Source organism: Crossiella cryophila, assembly GCF_014204915.1.
GTDB lineage: Bacteria > Actinomycetota > Actinomycetes > Mycobacteriales > Pseudonocardiaceae > Crossiella > Crossiella cryophila.
Genome location: NZ_JACHMH010000001.1, coordinates 9,847,877 through 9,868,083, shown reverse-complemented (window position 1 = coordinate 9,868,083; position 20,207 = coordinate 9,847,877). Strand labels below are relative to the sequence as shown.

At 69.4% G+C, this 20,207-nt stretch carries 21 protein-coding genes; 17 read left to right on the top strand and 4 right to left on the bottom strand.

The window, feature by feature from the left end:
• Positions 1 to 2: 2 nt before the first annotated feature.
• On the bottom strand, positions 3 to 977 hold the full coding sequence (locus HNR67_RS42470; RefSeq protein WP_185009557.1) for a hypothetical protein: 975 nt from the start codon (positions 975 to 977) through the stop codon (positions 3 to 5).
• A 134-nt stretch (positions 978 to 1,111) separates the two neighbouring features.
• Between HNR67_RS42470 and prmC the strand changes: the two genes are divergently transcribed.
• From prmC to HNR67_RS42435, 7 genes are all read left to right on the top strand, one after another.
• Complete coding sequence (gene prmC, locus HNR67_RS42465) at positions 1,112 to 1,978, top strand: peptide chain release factor N(5)-glutamine methyltransferase (RefSeq protein WP_185009555.1); 867 nt, start codon at positions 1,112 to 1,114, stop codon at positions 1,976 to 1,978.
• Between the two features lie 164 nt (positions 1,979 to 2,142).
• Positions 2,143 to 3,255, top strand: a complete 1,113-nt coding sequence (locus tag HNR67_RS42460) for an acyltransferase family protein (protein ID WP_246492719.1) — start codon at positions 2,143 to 2,145, stop codon at positions 3,253 to 3,255.
• A gap of 10 nt (positions 3,256 to 3,265) precedes the next feature.
• On the top strand, positions 3,266 to 3,916 hold the full coding sequence (locus tag HNR67_RS42455) for an L-threonylcarbamoyladenylate synthase (RefSeq protein WP_185009551.1): 651 nt from the start codon (positions 3,266 to 3,268) through the stop codon (positions 3,914 to 3,916).
• Positions 3,913 to 4,560: a cyclase family protein gene (locus HNR67_RS42450; protein WP_185009549.1), complete on the top strand. Its 648-nt coding sequence runs from the start codon at positions 3,913 to 3,915 to the stop codon at positions 4,558 to 4,560. The genes HNR67_RS42455 and HNR67_RS42450 overlap by 4 nt, the downstream gene beginning before the upstream one ends.
• A 75-nt stretch (positions 4,561 to 4,635) precedes the next feature.
• Positions 4,636 to 5,079 (top strand): helix-turn-helix transcriptional regulator, encoded by a 444-nt coding sequence (locus HNR67_RS42445; protein ID WP_185009547.1) that lies wholly within the window; start codon positions 4,636 to 4,638, stop codon positions 5,077 to 5,079.
• Positions 5,080 to 5,089: 10 nt separating this feature from the next.
• Positions 5,090 to 5,500, top strand: coding sequence for a VOC family protein (locus HNR67_RS42440; protein ID WP_185009545.1), 411 nt, complete (start codon positions 5,090 to 5,092; stop codon positions 5,498 to 5,500).
• 25 nt (positions 5,501 to 5,525) lie between these two features.
• The gene (locus HNR67_RS42435; protein ID WP_185009543.1) at positions 5,526 to 7,997 is read left to right on the top strand and encodes an ATP-binding cassette domain-containing protein; all 2,472 of its coding nucleotides are present in this window, start codon (positions 5,526 to 5,528) and stop codon (positions 7,995 to 7,997) included.
• Here the strand turns inward: HNR67_RS42435 and HNR67_RS42430 are convergent.
• The gene (locus HNR67_RS42430) at positions 7,994 to 8,773 is read right to left on the bottom strand and encodes a polysaccharide deacetylase family protein (protein WP_185009540.1); all 780 of its coding nucleotides are present in this window, start codon (positions 8,771 to 8,773) and stop codon (positions 7,994 to 7,996) included. The genes HNR67_RS42435 and HNR67_RS42430 overlap by 4 nt on opposite strands.
• 389 nt (positions 8,774 to 9,162) lie before the next feature.
• Here HNR67_RS42430 and HNR67_RS42425 point away from each other — a divergent pair, with 389 nt between their 5' ends.
• The 10 genes from HNR67_RS42425 (at position 9,163) to atpD (ending at position 18,170) form a co-directional block, all read left to right on the top strand.
• A complete protein-coding gene (locus HNR67_RS42425; protein WP_185009538.1) occupies positions 9,163 to 10,308 on the top strand; it encodes a glycosyltransferase family 4 protein in 1,146 nt (381 codons plus the stop codon).
• 479 nt (positions 10,309 to 10,787) lie between these two features.
• Positions 10,788 to 11,210: a hypothetical protein gene (locus tag HNR67_RS42420; protein ID WP_185009536.1), complete on the top strand. Its 423-nt coding sequence runs from the start codon at positions 10,788 to 10,790 to the stop codon at positions 11,208 to 11,210.
• A 116-nt stretch (positions 11,211 to 11,326) separates the two neighbouring features.
• Positions 11,327 to 11,551, top strand: a complete 225-nt coding sequence (locus HNR67_RS42415) for a hypothetical protein (protein ID WP_185009534.1) — start codon at positions 11,327 to 11,329, stop codon at positions 11,549 to 11,551.
• Positions 11,552 to 11,556: 5 nt separating this feature from the next.
• Positions 11,557 to 12,348, top strand: a complete 792-nt coding sequence (gene atpB / locus HNR67_RS42410; RefSeq protein WP_246494049.1) for a F0F1 ATP synthase subunit A — start codon at positions 11,557 to 11,559, stop codon at positions 12,346 to 12,348.
• Positions 12,349 to 12,413: 65 nt separating this feature from the next.
• Positions 12,414 to 12,647: an ATP synthase F0 subunit C gene (gene atpE / locus HNR67_RS42405; RefSeq protein ID WP_221490240.1), complete on the top strand. Its 234-nt coding sequence runs from the start codon at positions 12,414 to 12,416 to the stop codon at positions 12,645 to 12,647.
• Positions 12,648 to 12,676: 29 nt separating this feature from the next.
• Complete coding sequence (locus HNR67_RS42400) at positions 12,677 to 13,234, top strand: F0F1 ATP synthase subunit B (RefSeq protein ID WP_185009530.1); 558 nt, start codon at positions 12,677 to 12,679, stop codon at positions 13,232 to 13,234.
• 8 nt (positions 13,235 to 13,242) lie between these two features.
• Positions 13,243 to 14,073, top strand: coding sequence for a F0F1 ATP synthase subunit delta (locus HNR67_RS42395; protein WP_185009528.1), 831 nt, complete (start codon positions 13,243 to 13,245; stop codon positions 14,071 to 14,073).
• Positions 14,074 to 14,159: 86 nt separating this feature from the next.
• The gene (gene atpA / locus HNR67_RS42390) at positions 14,160 to 15,806 is read left to right on the top strand and encodes a F0F1 ATP synthase subunit alpha (protein ID WP_185009526.1); all 1,647 of its coding nucleotides are present in this window, start codon (positions 14,160 to 14,162) and stop codon (positions 15,804 to 15,806) included.
• 8 nt (positions 15,807 to 15,814) lie between these two features.
• The gene (locus HNR67_RS42385; protein ID WP_185009524.1) at positions 15,815 to 16,747 is read left to right on the top strand and encodes a F0F1 ATP synthase subunit gamma; all 933 of its coding nucleotides are present in this window, start codon (positions 15,815 to 15,817) and stop codon (positions 16,745 to 16,747) included.
• Positions 16,740 to 18,170: a F0F1 ATP synthase subunit beta gene (atpD, locus tag HNR67_RS42380; protein WP_407645170.1), complete on the top strand. Its 1,431-nt coding sequence runs from the start codon at positions 16,740 to 16,742 to the stop codon at positions 18,168 to 18,170. The genes HNR67_RS42385 and atpD overlap by 8 nt, the downstream gene beginning before the upstream one ends.
• A 70-nt stretch (positions 18,171 to 18,240) precedes the next feature.
• Here atpD and HNR67_RS42375 read toward each other — a convergent pair whose 3' ends face one another.
• Together HNR67_RS42375 and HNR67_RS42370 are read right to left on the bottom strand one after the other, a co-directional pair.
• Positions 18,241 to 19,578 (bottom strand): ubiquinol-cytochrome c reductase iron-sulfur subunit N-terminal domain-containing protein, encoded by a 1,338-nt coding sequence (locus tag HNR67_RS42375; RefSeq protein WP_185009520.1) that lies wholly within the window; start codon positions 19,576 to 19,578, stop codon positions 18,241 to 18,243.
• The gene (locus tag HNR67_RS42370) at positions 19,560 to 20,102 is read right to left on the bottom strand and encodes a SigE family RNA polymerase sigma factor (RefSeq protein ID WP_185009518.1); all 543 of its coding nucleotides are present in this window, start codon (positions 20,100 to 20,102) and stop codon (positions 19,560 to 19,562) included. The genes HNR67_RS42375 and HNR67_RS42370 overlap by 19 nt, the downstream gene beginning before the upstream one ends.
• Positions 20,103 to 20,207 lie beyond the last annotated feature (105 nt).

Sequence of the window (20,207 nt, the reverse complement as noted above, 5' to 3'; positions counted from 1 at the left end):
CGTCAGGGCGTCCAGCGCACCGCGTGGTCCTGCCGCCACTGCGGGCTGTTGGTGCCGGTGACCTGGCCACGCTCGTTGATCGCCTTGGCGTGCCCAGGCAGCTGATCGCTCAGCTTGGGCAGCTCGGTGGCCACCCCCGCGGCGTCCCAGCGGACCGCGCGCCCACTGGAGGCGCCGACCGACACGCCCGAGTCGTTGATCGAGTAGGCGCCGCTGTGGTCGGCGCCGGGCAGGTTCGGCAGCACGGTGACCCGGCCGCGTTCCCAGCGCACCGCGCCGCCGCCACCACCGGGCAGGTCGTAGGAGCCGACGATCACCCCGTGCCGGTTGATCGCGTGCGCCGTGCTGCTGGCCCAGCCGGCCAGCTGGGGCAGCTTGTGCACGTTCCCGGCGGCGTCCCAGAACACCGCGTCGTCATCGGACTTGCCGACCACGACCGAGTTCTCCCCGACCGCGCCCGCGGAGCCGACCTCGCTCTCCTGGTGGCCGGGCAGCGGTGGCAGCACCTTGGGCGCCCGGCCAGAGGTCCAGCGCAGGGCCCTGGTCTGGAAGGTCTCCGGGTGATCGCCGTTGCCCGCGATCACGCCCTTGTTGCTGATCGATTTCGCGAAGGTCTTGGTGTAGACCGCCGGGCTGGGCAGCACGACCGGCGCGGCGCCGGGATGGGCCCAGCGGACCGCCTTGTCGCCGGAGGTGCCGACGATGACCCGGCTGTTGTTGATCGCCTCGGCGACCGCCCAGCCCGCCGCGGTGGGCTGCAGCTTGACCGTGACGCCGTCGTTGGGCCAGAAGACCCCCTGGACCTGGCCGGGCGTGCTGGAGGCCCCGACCACGCCGTCAGGGCCGATGTCGTTGGCCCAGGACAGGTGGTACCCGGGCAGCGCGCCCAGGTCGGTGATGACGGGCGCGGCCTGGGCGGGTGAACCACCCAGCAGCAGGGCCCCGGTGATCGTGATGAGCGCGAGTGAATTACGCACGTTCGATGTCCCCTCCCCGGAACGAATGAACTCGGTGCTGAAGCTAGTGAGCGGGCCTCCGGGGGGCTGACTGCTGATCGGCGCAACGCGTCGATCAATCGAGTGATACCGGGTAGTCGGTAACCTCGCGCGTTGTGAACCGACAGCCGTTGCGTCTCGCGGTCATGGACGCCGAGCGGATCCTGACCGAGGCCGGGGTGGCCAGCCCCAGGGTGGACGCCGAACTGCTCGCCGCGCACGTGCTCGGCGTGGAGCGGATGAGGCTGGGCCTCATCCCACTGGTGGACCCGCCGGTGATCGAGGCGTTCCACCGGCTGGTGCGGCGGCGGGCCAGCCGGGTGCCGTTGCAGCACCTGCTCGGCAAGGCCTGGCTGGGGCCGCTGGAGCTGGCGGTGGGGCCCGGCGTGTTCACCCCGCGGCCGGAGACCGAACTGCTGCTGGAGTGGGGCCTGAAGGCACTCGACGGCGTGCGACGACCCCTGGTGGTGGACCTGTGCACCGGTTCGGGCGCGCTGGCGCTGGCCGTGGCGCACCAGCGGCCGGACGCGCTGGTGCACGCGGTGGAACGCGATCCGGCCGCGCTGACCTGGGCCCGGCGCAACGCCGACGCCCAGGCCGACCGGGGCGACACCCCGGTCCGGCTGCACGCGGGCGATGTGGCCGATCCCGGGCTGCTGGCCGAGCTGGACGGGGCGGTGGACCTGGTGCTGTGCAACCCGCCGTACGTGCCGGAGGGCACCCCGGTGCCGCCGGAGGTGGCCGAGCACGACCCGCACGCGGCGGTCTTCGCCGAGGACGAGGGGCTGGCGGTGATCCGGCACGTGGTGCGCTGCGCGGCCCGGCTGCTCAAGCCCGGCGGCGCGCTGGTCGTGGAGCACGACGACACGCAGGGTGAGTCCGCGGTCGCGCTACTGGCCGCGCGCCGGGTGCTGGCCGGGGTCACCGGTCACCTGGACCTGACCGGTCGACCACGTTTTGTCACCGCACGACGGACACTTTGAGGCTGTATTCCGCCAAATGGACTAGCTTGACCCGCGCAAGTAGTCGTGATCGTCGTCACTTTTCGGCGTTTTTTGCAACTACATAGCCCGTTCGGGCAACTTGCTCTCCGAACGCACCACAGTCGGGAGCAAGCTGAATGAAGTCACTAACGCACGCTGGGTACATGGCCATGCGCCGGTTCGACGGCCTCGACGGACTGCGCGCCATCGCCGCGGTCATGGTCGTGGTCTTCCACTACGGCGGTCCGGACCGGCTCCAGGGCTGGATCGGTGTGCAGGTCTTCTTCGTGCTCTCCGGGTATCTGATCACCACGCTCATGCTGCGTGAGGAGGCCCGCACCGGCCGGGTCGCGCTCAAGGCGTTCTATCTGCGCCGGGTCTTCCGCATCCTGCCGGTCTACTTCGTGGTGCTGGCCTTCCTCGCCGCGGCCACCGCGATCCTGGGCATCTACCAGAGCAGCCACCTCGGCGAGGCGATGCCGCTGTACCTGAGCTTCTTCAACGAGTTCGCCGGCTCCAACCCGTTCGGCCAGTCCTGGTCGCTGGGCATCGAGCAGAAGTTCTACCTGGTCTGGCCGCTGGTGGCGTTCGCGTTCGGCGTGCTGCCGCTGCGCCGCCGCCTGGGCATCACCGGGCTGCTGATCGTCGGCGCGCTGGTGGCCACCCCGTTCACCTTCGGCCCGCACGCCTCCGGCTGGCCGGTGCACTACGTCTCGATCCTGCTCGGCTGCGTGCTGGCGATGCTGATGCACAACCCGCGCACCTACCGGCTGATCCAGCCGCTGACCCACCCGGCGGTCGGGGTGGGCATGGCCGTCGCGGTGATCGTGCTGCACAGCTTCCTCAAGCCGATCGGCGACGCGCTCAACCAGGTCGCCGGCGTGCCGGGGTTCATCTGGCTGATGGCCTTCTACCCGATCGCCGTCACCCTGCTGCTGCCCGCGGTGATCGCGCCCGGCCCGGTGGCCAAGGTGCTCTCGGTCCGCCCGATGGCCTACGTCGGCGAACGTTCGTATTCGCTCTACCTGGTGCAGTCCATCGCCGCGGCCCCGCTGCACTTCCTCTTCCCGAGCCTGGGCGGCTGGCCGCTCGCGCTCAGCGTGGTGGCCCTGGCCCTGGTACTGGCCAGCGTGCTCTACCGCACCGTCGAGGTGCCGATGATCAACGTCGGCCGCAAGGTGCTCAAGCCGCGCCAGCCGGTCAAGACGGACGTGGCCGCGGCGGCCGAGCCCGCCAAGGTGGAGGAGCCGCGTCAGGTGCTGACGCCGGTCTCGTAGGCTGCACGGTGTGAGCACCGTCTACGACTGCGGCCAGCCGGAGTCCCGGGTGGCCGGACTGGCCGCGGCGGCCGGCGCGTTGCGCGCCGGCCAGCTCGTGGTCCTGCCGACCGACACCCTCTACGGCATCGGCTGCGACGCCTTCGACGCCAACGCCGTGCAGGGTCTGCTGGACGCCAAGGGCCGGGGCCGGGACATGCCGGTCCCGGTGCTGGTCGGCAGCTGGTCCACCATCGACGGCCTGGTGCTCTCGGTGCCGCACCAGGCCCGCTCGCTGATCGAGGCGTTCTGGCCGGGTGGCCTGTCCATCGTGCTGCCGCACGCCTCCTCGCTGGCCTGGGACCTCGGCGACACCAGGGGCACGGTGATGCTGCGGATGCCGCTGCACCCGGTGGCCATCGAGCTGCTGCGCGAGGTCGGCCCGATGGCCGTCTCCAGCGCCAACCGGTCCGGGCACCCGCCAGCCACCACCGCCGCGCAGGCCAGGGACCAGCTCGGCGAGCTGGTGCCGATCTACCTCGACGGCGGCCCGTGCGAGCACGCGGTGCCCTCCACCATCGTCGACCTGACCGGCTCGGACCCGCTGGTGCTGCGCGAGGGCGCGGTCAAGCTGGCCGAGATCACCGAGGTGCTGGGCTTCGACGTCCAGCTCGCCCAGTGATCGTCGATCTCAGCCACCGGATCACCGACGGCTTGCTGACCTATCCGGGGATGGCCCCGCCGCGGATCAGCACCGAGGTCAGCTTCGCCGAGACCGCGGCCAGGATGGCTCCAGGCGTCAGCTTCGCCATCGGCCGGATCGAGCTGGTCGGCAACACCGGCACCTATCTCGACACCCCGGCGCACTTCTACCCGGACGGCTACGACCTGGCCGACCTGCCGCTGGAACGCGTGGTCGACGTGCCAGCGGTGGTGCTCGACGCCACCGGCGGCATCGGCCCAGACCTGCTCGACGGCGCTGGCGAGCTGCGTGGCTGTGCGGTGCTCATCCACACCGGCCACTCCCGGCACTGGGGGAGCGATGCCTACTTCACGGGGCACCCGTTCCTGACCGCCGACCTGGTCGCCACGCTCATCGCGGCCGAGCCCGCGCTGGTCGGCATCGACTCGCTCAACATCGACGACAACACCGATCCGGCCCGCCCGGCCCACCACGGCCTGCTCGGCGCCGGCATCCCGATCGTGGAGCACCTCACCGGCCTGGCCGCGCTGCCCGCCCGCGGCGCCCGGTTCACCGCGCTGCCCGCCCCGGTGGCCGGGATGGCCACCCTGCCGGTGCGCGCGGTGGCGGTCCTGCCGGACTGAGCGGACCCCGGCCGAAGCCGACCCGTAACCTCGGCGTTGTTGGGCATACCCGCCCTGACGTGGCACGATCCGCTGGTGACCAGCGGTTCCACCGACGCGCAGCGGCTGCGCGACCTCAGGCTGCTGCGCCGCGTCCGGGATCGGATCGACCGGGACTACGCGCAGCCACTGGACGTCGCGGCCCTGGCCCGCGGCGTGCACATGTCCGCAGGGCACCTCAGCCGGGAGTTCCGCCGGGCCTACGGCGAATCGCCGTACAGCTACCTGATGACCCGCCGGATCGAGCGCGCCATGACCCTGCTGCGCCGCGGCGACCTGAGCGTCACCGAGGTCTGCTTCGCGGTCGGCTGCTCCTCGCTCGGCACCTTCAGCACCCGCTTCACCGAGCTGGTCGGCATGCCACCCAGCGCCTACCGCCGCGAGGCCACCGGCGCCACCGCCGGCATCCCGTCCTGCGTGGCCAAGCAGGTCACCCGACCGGTCAGGAATCAAGAAGCGCGGCCGGTGAACCGCACCTAACGTGGCCGCCATGGACATCAGCATTCACGCGAGCTTCCTGCCCCAGGACGATCCGGAGGCCGCGATCGCCTTCTACCGGGACACCCTCGGCTTCGAGATCCGCAACGACGTCGGCTACGACGGCATGCGCTGGATCACCGTCGGCCCGCCCGGCCAGCCCGGCACCTCCATCGTGCTGCACCCGCCCGGCGCCGACCCCGGCATCACCGAGGAGGAGCGCCGCACCATCACCGAGATGATGGCCAAGGGCACCTACGGCGGCATCGTGTTGTCCACCAAGGACATCGACGGCCTCTTCGAGCGGCTGCAGGCCGGTGACGCGGACGTCATCCAGGAGCCGACCGACCAGCCCTACGGCGTGCGTGACGCCGCCCTGCGCGACCCCGCGGGGAACATGATCCGCATCCAGCAAGCCCGCTGAACCGCCGGTGACCGATGGAGACACGATGAGCAAGGCCAAGAGGACCAGTGCGCCAGAGCCGCACGAGGCGGACAGCCACGACCTGATCCGGGTGCACGGCGCGCGGGAGAACAACCTCAAGGACGTCAGCGTCGAGATCCCCAAACGCAGGCTGACGGTGTTCACCGGTGTCTCCGGCTCGGGCAAGTCCTCGCTGGTGTTCAGCACCATCGCGGCCGAGTCGCAGCGGATGATCAACGAGACCTACAGCGCCTTCGTGCAGGGCTTCATGCCCACGCTGGCCAGGCCGGAGGTCGACGTGCTGGACGGGCTGACCACCGCGATCATCGTGGACCAGCAGCGGATGGGCTCGGACCCGCGCTCCACCGTCGGCACCGCCACCGACGCCAACGCCATGCTGCGCATCCTGTTCAGCAGGCTGGGCAAACCGCACATCGGCTCACCGCAGGCCTTCTCCTTCAACGTGGCCTCGATCAGCGGCGCGGGCGCGGTCACCATCGAACGCGGCGGCCAGACCGTGAAGGAACGGCGCAGCTTCAGCGTCACCGGCGGCATGTGCCCGCGCTGCGAGGGCCGGGGCAAGGTCAACGACATCGACCTGACCCAGCTCTACGACGACTCCAAGTCGCTGGCCGAGGGCGCCTTCACCATCCCGGGCTGGAAGTCCGACAGCCACTGGACGGTGCGGATCTACGCCGAGTCCGGCTTCGTCGACCCGGACAAGCCGATCCGCAAGTACACCAAGCGGGAGATGCAGGACTTCCTGTACAAGGAAGCCACCAAGATCAAGATCGACGGGGGCAACTTCACCTACGAGGGCCTGATCCCCAAGATCCAGAAGTCCTTCCTGTCCAAGGACAAGGAGGCGATGCAGCCGCACATCAGGGCGTTCGTGGAACGGGCGGTCACCTTCACCGTCTGTCCGGAGTGCGAGGGCACCCGGCTCAGCGAGGGCGCCAGGTCCTCCAAGATCAAGAAGATCAACATCGCCCAGGCGTGCGCGATGCAGATCAGCGATCTGGCCGACTGGGTGCGCGGGCTGTCCGAGCCCTCGGTGGCCCCGCTGCTCGGCGCGCTGCGGCACACCCTGGACTCCTTCGTGGAGATCGGGCTGGGCTACCTCTCGCTGGACCGGCCCTCGGGCACGCTCTCCGGCGGCGAGGCGCAGCGGGTCAAGATGATCCGGCACCTCGGCTCCTCGCTCACCGATGTCACCTACGTCTTCGACGAGCCCACCATCGGCCTGCACCCGCACGACATCGCGCGGATGAACACCCTGCTGCTGCGGCTGCGCAACAAGGGCAACACGGTGCTGGTGGTCGAGCACAAGCCGGAGACCATCGTGATCGCCGACCACGTGGTCGACCTCGGCCCCGGCGCGGGCACCGCGGGCGGCACGGTGTGCTTCGAGGGCACCGTGGACGGGCTGCGGGCCAGCGGCACGGTCACCGGCCGCCACTTCGACGACCGGGCCGCGCTGAAGTCCTCGGTGCGCACACCCACCGGCAAGCTGGAGATCCGCGGCGCGACAAAGCACAACCTGCGCAAGGTCGACGTGGACATCCCGCTCGGCGTGCTGGTGGTGATCACCGGTGTCGCGGGCTCCGGCAAGAGTTCACTGGTGCACGGCTCGATGCCGACCGAGGAGGGCGTGGTCTCGGTGGACCAGAGCCCGATCCGCGGCTCCCGGCGCAGCAACCCGGCCACCTACACCGGACTGCTGGAACCGATCCGCAAGGCCTTCGCCAAGGCCAACGGCGTGAAACCGGCCCTGTTCAGCGCCAACTCCGAGGGCGCCTGCCCCAACTGCAACGGCGCGGGCGTGGTCTACACCGACCTGGGGATCATGGCCAGCATGGCCACCACCTGCGAGGAGTGCGAGGGCAAGCGATTCCAGGCCGCGGTGCTGGACTACCACCTTGGCGGCAAGAACATCAGCGAGGTACTGGCCATGTCGGTCACCCAGGCCACCGAGTTCTTCAGCACGGGTGAGGCGGCCACCCCGGCCGCGCACGCGATCCTGGACCGGCTGGCCGACGTCGGCCTGGGCTACCTCAGCCTCGGCCAGCCGCTGACCTCGCTCTCCGGCGGCGAGCGGCAACGGCTGAAACTGGCCACCCACATGGGCGACAAGGGCGGCGTCGGTTCGCCGGCTGCGCCGACTCCAACACACTCAATCGGCTCGGGAACACGAGCAAGCTCGCGTTCCTCTCGCCTCAATCGCGTGTTCATCCTGGACGAGCCCACCACCGGCCTGCACCTGGCCGACGTCGAACACCTGCTCGGCCTGCTGGACCGGCTGGTCGAGGCGGGCAAGTCGGTGATCGTGGTGGAACACCACCAGGCGGTGATGGCGCACGCGGACTGGATCATCGACCTGGGCCCCGGCGCAGGGCACGACGGCGGTCAGATCGTCTTCGAGGGCACCCCGGCCGACCTGGTGGCCGCCAGGACGACCCTCACCGGCGAACACCTGGCGGCCTACGTCGGCGGCTAGCCGTCCGCCCGGGAGGTGCCGAACAGCTCGTCCAGCGTGACCGGTCGCAACCCACGCTGGTTGATCAGCGCCTGGATCCGGTCGAACTCGTGGATCGCGGTCGGGAAGTTGGCGTGCGCCAGGATGATCGAGCCTGGCCGCAGCCACTTCTCGACCTCCGCGTAGAGCACGTCCGGCGCCAGCTTCCCGGAGTCCCCGAACGACCCGTTCCACAGCACCATCCGGGTGTAGCCGTGCTTGGCCGCGATCCGGTCCACCCGCGCGTCCCGGTTGCCGAAGGGCGGCCGCAGCCAGGGCCGCGCGGTCACCCCGAAGGTCTTCTGGATCCACGCCTCGTTGCGCTCGATCTCCTTGCCGATCTCCTCATCGGAGAGTTTCAGCAGGTTGGGATGGCTGTAGGTGTGGTTGCAGAGCTGGATGACCCCGGCCGCCTCCAGCTTGCGGATCCGCTCGGCGAAGGGCTCCCAGTTGGCGTGGTACTGCCCGTTGGGACAGAAGGTCAGGTGCAGCCCCTTCTCCGCCAGCGCCACGTACCCGCCAACGCACTCCTTGCAGGTCCCGTCGTCGATGGTGAGCGCGAACCGGTTCCCGGCCTCGGCGGGCCCCTTGCGGACGACCTGGGGGTCGCCGGGCCTGGGCGGCGGGATCGGCGGCAGCGGGCGACCGGCCGGATCGGGGGCGTCCGAGGTCGCCGACGGGGGTGGTTGTTCCACCCGATCCGGAGAACCACAGGCGACCAACGCGGCAGCGGCGATACCCAGAGCGACCAAAGTCATCCATCGTGCGTCCCTCACATGGGTTCAGACGCGCGCCGGGATGATCGGTTGTTAGCCGGAACGTGTTCCCCGCCACGTCCGGCTGAGCTGATCGGTCATCAGGGCCGAACCCGGGCACCCCCGCCCAGCTGCCCCGCCCAGCCCCCGAACCCACGCCACCCATCCCGCCCGTGCAACCCCACCCACCCTTCGGGCGTCCCCTCTTCAGACGCCAACCACGCCTGCCCCTACGCTTGGCCTCGCTCCGGCCGCCGCATCTCAGGCGAGTAACGTTGGAGCACAGCCAGCCACCCTGCACACCCCCGTCGCACGGCTGGGAAGATCATCTCCCCGAAGGTCCTCCCCATCCGCGCCCCCGATCCGCGAGGTTTGTCTCCGAAGTGGGCCCGATGCCTGCCATCGCAGCCGGACTCCCCATCCGGGAGTACCTGCTCGTCTGCCTGGTCACCGCCGCGGTGACCTTCCTGCTCACCGGGCTCGTCCGGCTGCTGGCCCGCAAGGTCGGCGCGGTGGCCTACCCGAGGCAACGCGACGTGCACGCCAAACCCATGCCCCGGATGGGCGGGGTGGCGATGTACGGCGGGGTGCTCGCCGGGATGGTGCTCGCCTTCCACCTGCCGGCGCTGCGCCGGGCCTTCGACTACTCCTCCGACATCGTCGCGGTGGTGGTCGCCGGCGGGGTGATCGTCCTGGTCGGCGCGCTGGACGACCGGTTCGAGCTGGACTCGCTGACCAAACTGGCCGGCCAGATCACCGCCTCCGGCCTGCTGGTGCTCTTCGGCGTCTCCTGGTTCTACTTCTGGGTGCCGTGGGAGGCCAACGGCGGCGGGGTGCTCTCGCTCGGCCCGGACCAGGGCGCGCTGCTGACCGTGTTCCTGTCCGTGACCATGATCAACGCGATGAACTTCGTCGACGGCCTGGACGGCCTGGCCGCCGGGATCGGCCTGATCGCGGCCGCGGCCACCTGCGCCTTCTCCATCGGACTGCTGGTCGAGCGCAACGGCGACGTGCAGGTCTACTCGCCGGCGCTGATCGGCGCCGTGCTGGCCGGTGCCTGCATGGGCTTCCTGCCGCACAACTTCAACCCGTCCCGGATCTTCATGGGCGACTCCGGCTCCATGCTGATCGGCCTGATGCTGGCCGCGGCCAGCACCACCGCCTCCGGCAAGATGGACTACAGCGCCTACAAGGCCTCCGACCTGATCGCGATGCTGTCCCCGCTGGTCGTGGTGGCCGCGGTGCTCTTCGTCCCACTGCTGGACCTGGTGATGGCCGTGATCCGCCGGACCAGGGCAGGCCGCAGCCCGTTCTCCGCGGACAAGATGCACCTGCACCACCGCCTGCTGGAGATCGGTCACTCCCACCGCCGCGCGGTGCTGTTGATCTACTTGTGGGCCGCCGTACTGGCCTTCGGCGCGGTCTCGCTGAGCCTGTTCGAGATCACCACGGTGGTCTGGGGGGTGGGCATCGGGCTGCTGCTCGCACTGCTTGCCTCGGCCGTCCCCCGGCTGCGGGACACCCGTCGCGCGCGGTGATCGACTGCTGGCTTGATTCATTCGGAAGAGTGCTCAGTCTGGCCGCGGAAATCACTGTCCGACACCCCGGTTTCCGTTATTCCGCGTCCGAGGACGGGGTGTGAGCCGCCTATTGCGCGGATCCGGCCGACCGCCGGGCGGTGCCGTCCCCCGGCGGACGTCCGCCGGGCCGGCCCGGCCGGGACCCGTGGTCTGACCGGCTTGTCTGGCGCGGGCCGCCGGACAACCCGGCGGGGAATTCACCGATGAATTCCATTGGGTGATTTTTCCAGGACCCTCGGGGAAATGCGCGACGGCCTTTTGTGGCAAGGCTCGGTGGGGTCAAATGTCCGGTACGCCGGAAATTGCGGAGAAATTCGTCCGGAAGCCGCGCGCGGACCGTCCGCGGGGGCCAGTCAAGATCGTCTAGATACGCCTGTTCCGGCCCTGGGTCAACCCCCCTGTTAGGGCGGCTTAACGTAGCTGACACACTGGTGCCCGTGAGCGAAGAGGTCCAGGTCAACTGGGTGGAACCGAAGACGAGGCCGACGATCCTCGTCGTCGGGGGCCTTGCCGTGGCGGTCGCCGTGGTGGGCTGGTTCGTGGTCGGTCCGCTGGGCGCGCTGTCCTCGCTGACCGGCGCCTTGATCACGGTCCTGTTCTTCTTCACCGGCGCCTGGGTGGTCTCCCGGGTCGCCCGGCACATGCCCGAGATGGTCCTCGCGGTCGGTCTCGCCTCTTACATCTTCCGGCTGCTCGCGGTGCTCGGGACGCTGTTCCTGCTGCGTGCGGTCGGTCTGACACCCACGTGGATCGCTGTTGGCGTGGTTGCCGCCGTACTCGGCTGGGTCGTCTCGATGACGGTCACCGTGGTGCGGATGCGACCGGGTCTCGGCGGCGTTCGACCTGGCTCCGGTAAGTAATGAACAACACGGAAAACCCCCGTCCGGGCGGCACGCAATCGCCTGATATGGTGCCTTCGACCGATGAGGGAAGATCAGCCTCCTCGGATCAAGCAGGAGTCGGCCAGGCTTGGTCGGTGCTCTCTGTCCTGTTCGCCGGCCTCATCATCTGGGGCGGCATCGGGATGGGGCTCGACAAGCTGCTGGACACCCGGTTCCTCACCCCGATCGGAGCGCTAATCGGCTTCGGCGGATCGATCTACCTGATCATCGTGAAGTACGGCCGCCCGGGCGACCTTACTGGTTCCCCCAAGGCTGACGTGCCGCCTAGTAGGACCGACGACACGGAGGACAAAGGGTGAGCCAGATGCTGCTGGCCGCGACCGGCGAGGGCGACGGCTTCAAGCCGCCGACCGTCGAACACACCTTCTTCTTCGACAAGGTGGGCGACGGGACGATCATCGCCTCGGTCAAGGCGATGACTCTGCTGGGCCTCGGGGCGGTCATCGTCATCGCCCTCATGCTCTGGACCTCGCGCAACGCGAAGGTCATCCCCAGCAAGCTGCAGTTCCTCGGTGAGAGCATCTACGGCTTCGTCCGGAACTCGATCGCCGTGGACATGATGGGCAAGCGGGACGGGCTGCGTTACGCGCCCTTCCTGGCCTCGCTGTTCATCTTCATCCTGGTGCTGAACCTCTTCGGCATCGTGCCGCTGGCGCAGTACCCGGTGACCAGCCACCTGGCCATTCCCGCGGTGCTGTCCATCCTCGTCTACATCATCTACAACGTGGTGGGCATCAAGAAGCACGGCTTCCTCGGCTACTTCAAGCTGATGACCATCCCGCCCGGTGTGCCGGTCGCGGTGCTGCCGCTGGTCGCGCTGATCGAGTTCGCCTCGAACTTCCTGATCCGGCCGTTCACCCTGGCCGTCCGGTTGTTCGCGAACGCCTTCGCCGGCCACCTGATCCTGACGATCTTCGGCACCGCCACTCTGTACATGATCAGCTCGGGCAGCCTGGTCACCGTGGTCGCCCCGCTGTCCGCGGGCATGTTGATCATCATGACCTTCTTCGAGCTGCTGGTGGCCGCTCTGCAGGCGTACGTGTTCACCGTACTGGCCGCCTTCTACATCCAGAGTGCTCTCGCCGACGAGCACTGAGTCGCCCAGCAAGGATCTTCCGCACCCAGTGCGGCAAGTAAAGAACCGAAAGGACACCGATCCAGATGATCGACGTCGTTGCCAACCTGGCCGAGGTCACCGGCAATATCAACACCATCGGTTACGGCCTTGGCGCGATCGGCCCGGGCATCGGCGTGGGCCTCGTGTTCGCCGCCTACCTGCAGGCCAACGCCCGCCAGCCCGAGGTCGCCGGCCTCAACCGCACCTGGCTGATCCTGGGTATGGCCCTCGTCGAGGCACTGGCCCTGCTGGGCTTCGTGCTCGCGTTCGCGGCCTGACCTCGTCCCACTGACGGCTAGGAGTCGCGATGAGTGAGGTATCGGCAGCCGTCGTGCTGGCCGCGGGGGACACCGTCTTCCCGCTTGGCCTGCCCATCGGCGAGATCATCCTCGGCCTGATCGCCTTCGGTGTTGTCTTCTTCGTGCTGAAGAAGTACGCCTTCCCGCAGTTCGAGAAGGCGTACGAAGCTCGCACCGAGGCGATCGAGGGCGGTATCGCCAGGGCCGAGCAGGCCCAGGCGCAGGCGCAGGAAGCGCTTCAGCAGTACAAGGCGCAGCTCGCTGACGCGCGGGCCGAGGCGGCTCGCATCCGGGACGACGCGCGGGCCGAGGGCCAGCAGATCGTCATCGAGCTGCGGGAGCAGGCACAGGCCGAGTCCGAGCGCATCGTGGCTCAGGGCCAGGCCGCGCTGGCCGCGCAGCGGGCGCAGATCGTCGCGGAACTTCGCGGCGACCTGGGTCGGATCGCGGTCGACCTGGCCGGTCGTGTGGTGGGCGAGTCCCTTGAGGACGAGGCCCGCAGGCGCGGCACCGTCGACCGCTTCCTCGACGAGCTGGACGCCACGTCGGCGCCGGCCGGGAAGTGAGCGGAACGATGACTGCGACGCAGCACGCCGCGAGCCGAGAGGCCTTCGCCGCCGCGGAAACGCGGTTGTCCCAGGTCACCTCCGACGCCAGCGGCGACACGCTGGGCACGCTCGCCGACGAGCTGTTCGCCGTCGTCAGCCTGCTCGGCAAGGAGCCCGCGCTGCGGCGGACGGTGGCCGATCCGGCCACCGACCCGGCAGCCAGGGAGCAGCTGGCCCGCCAGCTGCTCGGCGGCAAGGTGGCCGCGGAGACCATGAACGTGCTCTCCGCGGTGGTCACCGCGCGCTGGTCCAGCCCGCGTGAGCTGGTGGACGGCATCGAGACGCTCGGCCGCACCGCCCTGCTCACGCAGGCCGAGCGGGCCGAGCGGCTGGACGCGGTCGAGGACGAGCTGTTCCGGCTCGGCCGCATCGTGGCCGCGGACGGTCAGCTCGACCGGCTGCTCTCCGATGCGACCGGCGATGTGCAGGGCAAGCGCGCGCTGCTGCGCGGGCTGCTCGGCAGCAAGGTCGAGAAGGTCACCCTCGCACTGGTCGAGCAGCTCGCCACGAGCCTGCGCGGCCGTGGCGTGGTGACCGGCCTTGAGGAGCTGGCCGACGCGGCAGCCAAGCGCCGGGAGCGCTCGGTCGCCCACGTCCGCACCGCCTTCGAGCTGACCGAGGCGCAGCAGGATCGGCTCACCGCCACCCTGACGCGCATCTACTCGCGGCCGATCGCGTTGCACGTCGAGCTGGACCCGTCGGTGTCCGGTGGTCTGGTGATCAAGGTCGGTGACGAGGTCATCGACGGAAGCGCGGCAGGCCGCCTGGAGGCGCTGCGCCGAACCCTGGCCGGCTGACGCCAGGGCAGGGGGGTCCGGGACCCGGATCCCCCACGACGAAGCACCCCCCTTCTTTGAAGATCGAAGCGAGAGCAGGAACGACAATGGCGGAGCTGACGATCTCGTCGGACGAGATCCGCAGTGCGATCGAGAACTACGTCTCCAGCTACTCCCCGGAGGTCAGCCGGGAAGAGGTCGGGGTCGTCGCCACCACCGGTGACGGCATCGCCACTGTCGAGGGCCTGCCCTCGGCGATGACCAACGAGCTGCTGGAGTTCTCCGGCGGTGTGCTTGGCGTCGCGCTGAACATGGACGTCCGCGAGATCGGTGCGGCCATCCTCGGCAACTACGAGGGTCTGGAAGAGGGCCAGGAGGTCAAGCGGACCGGCCAGGTGCTCTCCGTGCCGGTCGGCGACGGCTTCCTCGGCCGCGTGGTGAACCCGCTGGGTGACCCCATCGACGGCCTCGGCGAGATCGTCTCGGAGACCCGGCGCGCGCTGGAACTCCAGGCGGCCACCGTGGTGCAGCGGCAGAGCGTGAAGGAACCGCTCCAGACCGGCATCAAGGCGATCGACTCGCAGACCCCGATCGGCCGTGGCCAGCGCCAGCTGATCATCGGTGACCGCAAGACCGGCAAGACCGCGGTCTGCGTGGACACCATCCTGAACCAGAAGGCCAACTGGGAGACCGGCGACCCGAAGCAGCAGGTCCGCTGCATCTACGTCGCGATCGGCCAGAAGGGCTCCACCATCGCCGCGGTGAAGAAGGCGCTGGAGGACCGCGGTGCGATGGAGTACACCACCATCGTCGCGGCCCCCGCCTCCGACGCGGCAGGCTTCAAGTGGCTGGCGCCGTACACCGGCTCGGCCATCGGTCAGCACTGGATGTACCAGGGCAAGCACGTCCTGATCGTCTTCGACGACCTGACCAAGCAGGCCGAGGCCTACCGCGCCATCTCGCTGCTGCTGCGCCGCCCGCCGGGCCGCGAGGCGTACCCGGGTGACGTCTTCTACCTGCACTCCCGTCTGCTGGAGCGCTGCGCGAAGCTCTCCGACGAGCTGGGCGCGGGTTCGATGACCGGTCTGCCGATCATCGAGACCAAGGCCAACGACGTGTCGGCCTACATCCCGACCAACGTCATCTCCATCACCGACGGCCAGTGCTTCCTGGAGTCGGACCTGTTCAACCAGGGTGTCCGCCCCGCGGTCAACACCGGTATCTCGGTCTCCCGGGTCGGTGGCTCCGCGCAGGTGAAGGCGATGCGCAAGGTCGCGGGTTCGCTCCGGCTGGAGCTGTCCCAGTACCGCGAGCTGGAGGCCTTCGCGGCCTTCGCCTCCGACCTGGACGCGGTCTCCAAGGCCCAGCTGGCCCGTGGTTCGCGGCTGGTGGAGCTGCTCAAGCAGTCCCAGTACAGCCCGTTCCCGGTCGAGGAGCAGGTCGTCTCGATCTTCGCCGGTAGCCGCGGCCACCTCGACTCGGTGCCGGTGGGCGATGTCCGCCGCTTCGAGTCCGAGCTGCTGGACTCGATCCGCCGCAACCACAAGGGCATCCTGGACGAGATCCGCGACACCAAGGACTTCTCCAAGGAGAACGAGGAGCGCCTGGTCGAGGCGATCACCAAGTTCAAGCAGGAGTTCACCGCCTCCGACGGCTCCAGGGTCGTCAACGAGGCGGCGGCTGGTGCGATCGACGCCGACAAGCTGGGCGCCGAGTCGGTCAAGGTGAACCGTCCCGACCCCGCGAAGAAGTGACGTGACCCATGGCTGCTGAACTTCGTGTCCTCAAGCAGAGGATCAGGGCGACCCAGTCGACCAAGAAGATCACGCGTGCGATGGAGCTGATCGCCACCTCCCGCATCGGCAAGGCGAAGGCGAAGGTGGCGGAGTCCCGCCCCTACGCCGAGGAGATCACCACCGTCCTCACCGCCCTCGCCGACGCGACCACCCTGGACCACCCGTTGCTGGTGGAGCGGCCGCAGCCCAAGCGGGCAGCGGTGCTCGTGGTCACCAGTGACAAGGGCATGTGCGGCGGCTTCAACTCCTCGGTCATCAAGGCCGCGGAGGAGCTCCAGACCCTGCTCAAGCAGCAGGGCAAGGAGCCGGTGCTGTACGTGATCGGTCGCAAGGGTCAGGCGTTCTACCGGTTCCGCCAGCGCGCGGTCGCCAACTCGTGGGTCGGATTCACCGAATCCCCCGTCTACCGCAACGCGGTCGAGATCGGCGACGAGCTGGTGCCCGCCTTCCTGGCAGGCGCCGACGACACCGTGGACGGCCCCGGCCCCGACGGTGAGCGTGGCTTCGACGAACTGCACGTGGTCTACACCGAGTTCCGCTCGATGCTCTCCCAGACGCCGATCGCCAAGCGGGTCGCCCCGCTGGAGGTCGAGTTCACGGAGAAGTCCGAGACGCCGAGCGCGGTCTACGACTTCGAGCCGGACGCCGAGACGCTGCTCGACGCACTGCTCCCCAAGTACATCAAGACCCGGTTGTTCGCGGCTCTGCTGGAGTCCGCGGCCTCGGAGTCGGCGGCCCGCCAGCGGGCCATGAAGGCGGCCACGGACAACGCCACCGAGCTGATCCGTGTCCTCACCCGTGAGGCCAACCAGGCCCGCCAGGCCCAGATCACCCAGGAGATCAGCGAGATCGTCGGCGGCGTCGACGCTCTGGCTGGCGCCGCAGGAAGTGATGAGTGAGATGACGACTGCTACCGCTGCCGGCACCGGCCGGATCGTCCGGGTCAACGGCCCGGTCGTGGACGTTGAGTTCCCGCGGGACTCGGTGCCCGAGCTGTTCAACGCCCTGAAGGTGGAGATCACCTACGAGGCGATGGCCAAGACGCTGACCCTGGAGGTCGCCAAGCACCTCGGCGACAACCTGGTCCGCACGATCTCCATGCAGCCGCCGGACGGTCTGGTCCGCGGCGCGACGGTGACCGACACCGGCAAGCCGATCTCGGTGCCCGTCGGTGACGCGGTCAAGGGTCACGTGTTCAACGCGCTCGGCGAGTGCATGGACACCCCCGGCTACGCCAAGGACGTCGAGCACTGGGGCATTCACCGCAAGCCCCCGGCCTTCGACCAGCTCGAGCCGCGCACCGAGGTGCTGGAGACCGGCCTCAAGGTCGTCGACCTGCTGACCCCGTACGTCAAGGGCGGCAAGATCGGCCTGTTCGGCGGTGCCGGCGTCGGCAAGACGGTGCTCATCCAGGAGATGATCACCCGTATCGCCCGGAACTTCGGTGGCACCTCGGTGTTCGCCGGTGTTGGTGAGCGCACCCGTGAGGGCAACGACCTCATCGCCGAGCTGACCGAGTCCAACGTGCTCAAGGACACCGCGCTCGTCTTCGGTCAGATGGACGAGCCGCCGGGCACCCGGCTCCGGGTCGCGCTGTCCGCGCTGACCATGGCGGAGTACTTCCGCGATGTGCAGAACCAGGACGTGCTGCTGTTCATCGACAACATCTTCCGGTTCACCCAGGCGGGTTCCGAGGTCTCCACGCTGCTGGGCCGCATGCCCTCGGCCGTGGGTTACCAGCCCACCCTGGCCGATGAGATGGGCGAGCTGCAGGAGCGCATCACCTCCACCCGGGGTCGCTCGATCACCTCGATGCAGGCGATCTACGTGCCCGCCGACGACTACACCGACCCGGCGCCGGCCACCACCTTCGCCCACCTGGACGCCACCACCGAGCTTTCTCGTGCGGTGTTCTCCAAGGGCATCTTCCCGGCGGTGGACCCGCTGGCCTCCAGCTCGACGATCCTGCACCCCGCGATCGTCGGCGACGAGCACTACCGCGTCGCCCAGGAGGTCATCCGGATCCTGCAGAAGTACAAGGACCTGCAGGACATCATCGCCATCCTCGGCATGGACGAACTGTCCGAAGAGGACAAGGTGCTGGTGAACCGGGCCCGCCGGATCGAGCGGTTCCTGTCCCAGAACATGTACGCGGCCGAGCAGTTCACCGGCCAGGCCGGTTCGACCGTGCCGGTCAAGGAGACCGTCGAGGCCTTCGACAAGCTGGCCAAGGGCGACTTCGACCACATGCCGGAGCAGGCCTTCTACATGTGCGGTGGCCTTGAGGACCTCGAGGCGAACTACCAGAAGCTCAAGGGCTGACCGGTAGCACCCTGAACACCACGAAGACCGGGCTTCCCCCCAAGGAGGCCCGGTCTTCGCGTTTCCCCGACTAGCCGAGCCGGAACTCGGCGGTCTTCCCGTTGCCGACCGCGCGCACCTCGGTGGCGGTGGCCGGCAGCAGCGCGGCGTCCTGGCCCGCCTCCTGCCAGTCCGCCGACGGCCCGGTGCGCCAGCTCAGCCGCACGTCCTGCCCCGCGACCACCCAGCCGTCCTGACCGGGCAGCCGGACCCGCACCGGCAGCGCGGAGGGCTCACCGGGGCCGCCGTAGATCACCTGCTCGGTCTTGTTCCGCGCGCCCGTCATCAGCACGCCGTAGAGCCGGGTCGGGCCGCCCTCGTCGACCTCGCTGAGGTAGAGCGAGCGGTCGCCGGGCAGTCCGGCCAGCAGTTCCCAGGCATTCCGCTTCTTCGGCAGGAACCTGTCCAGGTAGTCGGTGTGCATCAGCGAGACCACACCCGCCGTGCTGATCTCATCCGGTGGCCGGAGGGTGGGCGCCGCGATGAACCTGCGCGGCCGGGCCCCGTCCGGACGGATGCCGGTGCCGGTGCCTGGAACCACCTCGTCCTCCCGGCCGGCGGATCCGAGCAGACCGGCCAGCTCGCGGGGATGCGCCGAGGCGAGCCGGGGACGCAGCGAGACGAGCTGGTCCGCCTGCCCCACGGTGGTGACCACCGCGGCGCCAGGGTGCAGTTCCGGCGGAACCTGGGCCAGTGCGACCCCGTCGACAAGGTCCAGTCGCTGGAAGTCCCGGCTCACCTTGCCGTCCGCCGCCACCCGGAGGCCCGGCGACCAGCGCACCTCGTTCTGCTGGGCCAGGGCGAGCAGGGTCCGGTCCCCCTGACCGAACAGGAACGCGCCCGACGGCGCGCCAGCCTTGGCAGGCAGGTCCACCGCGAGCAGTCGCAGCGCCGTCTCGCCAGGCGCCCGGCCGACCAGCACGGGCATGGTGGTCTCCCCGCTGCTCCGGCCGACCCGTTGCAGCAGCACCACGGCCGGTCCGGCCGCGGTCTCGCCCGCCCAGTAGACGTGCGGCTGGCCGTGCAGGATCAGCACCGGCCCGGTCTGCGGCAGGCTGCGGGCCCAGTCCCTGGCGAAGACGGCCAGCGCCTCCTTGCGCAGCGGGTCGTCCCCGGCCCTCGGGCCCAGCGCGTTCTGGCCGAAGCGGGCGTCGGCGGTGAGCTGCTCAGGGCGGAACTGGTTCAGGAAGGTCCACGCCAGACCGCCGAAGCCGATGGCCCCCACCATGCTCAGCGCGGTGGCCAGCACCAGCAGTCTGCGCCGTTTGCGCCGACGCCCGCCGAGGACCACCCGCTCGGTGAACCCGGGCAGGGTGTCCACAGTGGACGCCACTTTGGTGAGTGCTTCCTTCAGCTCGTCGGTGCGCATCGGCTACCCCGGTCTTGATCGGCGGTGGTGTCGGCCCCCACGGGGTCGAGCAGGTCTCGGAGTCGGGCGAGACCGCGGGAGGTCTGGCTCTTGATGGTGCCGACGCCGCAGCCGAGCGCGTGCGCGGCCTGGGCCTCGGTCAGATCGTCGAAATAGCGCAGCACCACCGCGGCCCGCATCTTCTGCGGCAGCTCGGCCAGTGCCCGCAGCAGCGCGTCGCGGTCGGCCACCCGCTCCTCGTGACCCGGCTCACTCGGCGGGATCACCTCCTCCAGCGGCGCCTCCCTGACCCGGCGGGAGCGGTGCCGCCAGCGGTTGGCCGCCGCGTTGGCCAGTGCGGCGCGCACGTAGGCCTCCGGTGCGGAGTCGATCTTGCGCCACTTCCCGTAGGTGCGTTCGAGCACGTCCTGCAACAGGTCCTCGGCCGCTCCCCGGTCACCGGCGCACAACAGGTACGCCGTTCTCAGCAAGGCGGTCGAACGGGTTTCGACGAACACGTCGAAGCCCTCCTCGGCCTGCCCCATGAGCCCCCCTCCCCAGTTCTTTCGTCTCCTCAGTACTTCTGACACCGGCCCGCCCCACCAAGTTGCGAGGGCACCGACTAAACTGGCCTCCAACGAGCACGCGAA

Coding starts and splice junctions, on each gene's coding strand:
- HNR67_RS42460 (WP_246492719.1), top strand. CDS start 2,143: ATGGCCATGCGCCGGTTCGACGGCCTCGACGGACTGCGCGCCATCGCC.
- HNR67_RS42440 (WP_185009545.1), top strand. CDS start 5,090: ATGGACATCAGCATTCACGCGAGCTTCCTGCCCCAGGACGATCCGGAG.
- HNR67_RS42435 (WP_185009543.1), top strand. CDS start 5,526: ATGAGCAAGGCCAAGAGGACCAGTGCGCCAGAGCCGCACGAGGCGGAC.
- HNR67_RS42430 (WP_185009540.1), bottom strand. CDS start 8,773: ATGACTTTGGTCGCTCTGGGTATCGCCGCTGCCGCGTTGGTCGCCTGT.
- HNR67_RS42425 (WP_185009538.1), top strand. CDS start 9,163: ATGCCTGCCATCGCAGCCGGACTCCCCATCCGGGAGTACCTGCTCGTC.
- atpB (WP_246494049.1), top strand. CDS start 11,557: ATGCTGCTGGCCGCGACCGGCGAGGGCGACGGCTTCAAGCCGCCGACC.
- atpE (WP_221490240.1), top strand. CDS start 12,414: ATGATCGACGTCGTTGCCAACCTGGCCGAGGTCACCGGCAATATCAAC.
- HNR67_RS42400 (WP_185009530.1), top strand. CDS start 12,677: ATGAGTGAGGTATCGGCAGCCGTCGTGCTGGCCGCGGGGGACACCGTC.
- HNR67_RS42395 (WP_185009528.1), top strand. CDS start 13,243: ATGACTGCGACGCAGCACGCCGCGAGCCGAGAGGCCTTCGCCGCCGCG.
- atpA (WP_185009526.1), top strand. CDS start 14,160: ATGGCGGAGCTGACGATCTCGTCGGACGAGATCCGCAGTGCGATCGAG.
- HNR67_RS42385 (WP_185009524.1), top strand. CDS start 15,815: ATGGCTGCTGAACTTCGTGTCCTCAAGCAGAGGATCAGGGCGACCCAG.
- atpD (WP_407645170.1), top strand. CDS start 16,740: ATGAGTGAGATGACGACTGCTACCGCTGCCGGCACCGGCCGGATCGTC.
- HNR67_RS42375 (WP_185009520.1), bottom strand. CDS start 19,578: ATGCGCACCGACGAGCTGAAGGAAGCACTCACCAAAGTGGCGTCCACT.
- HNR67_RS42370 (WP_185009518.1), bottom strand. CDS start 20,102: ATGGGGCAGGCCGAGGAGGGCTTCGACGTGTTCGTCGAAACCCGTTCG.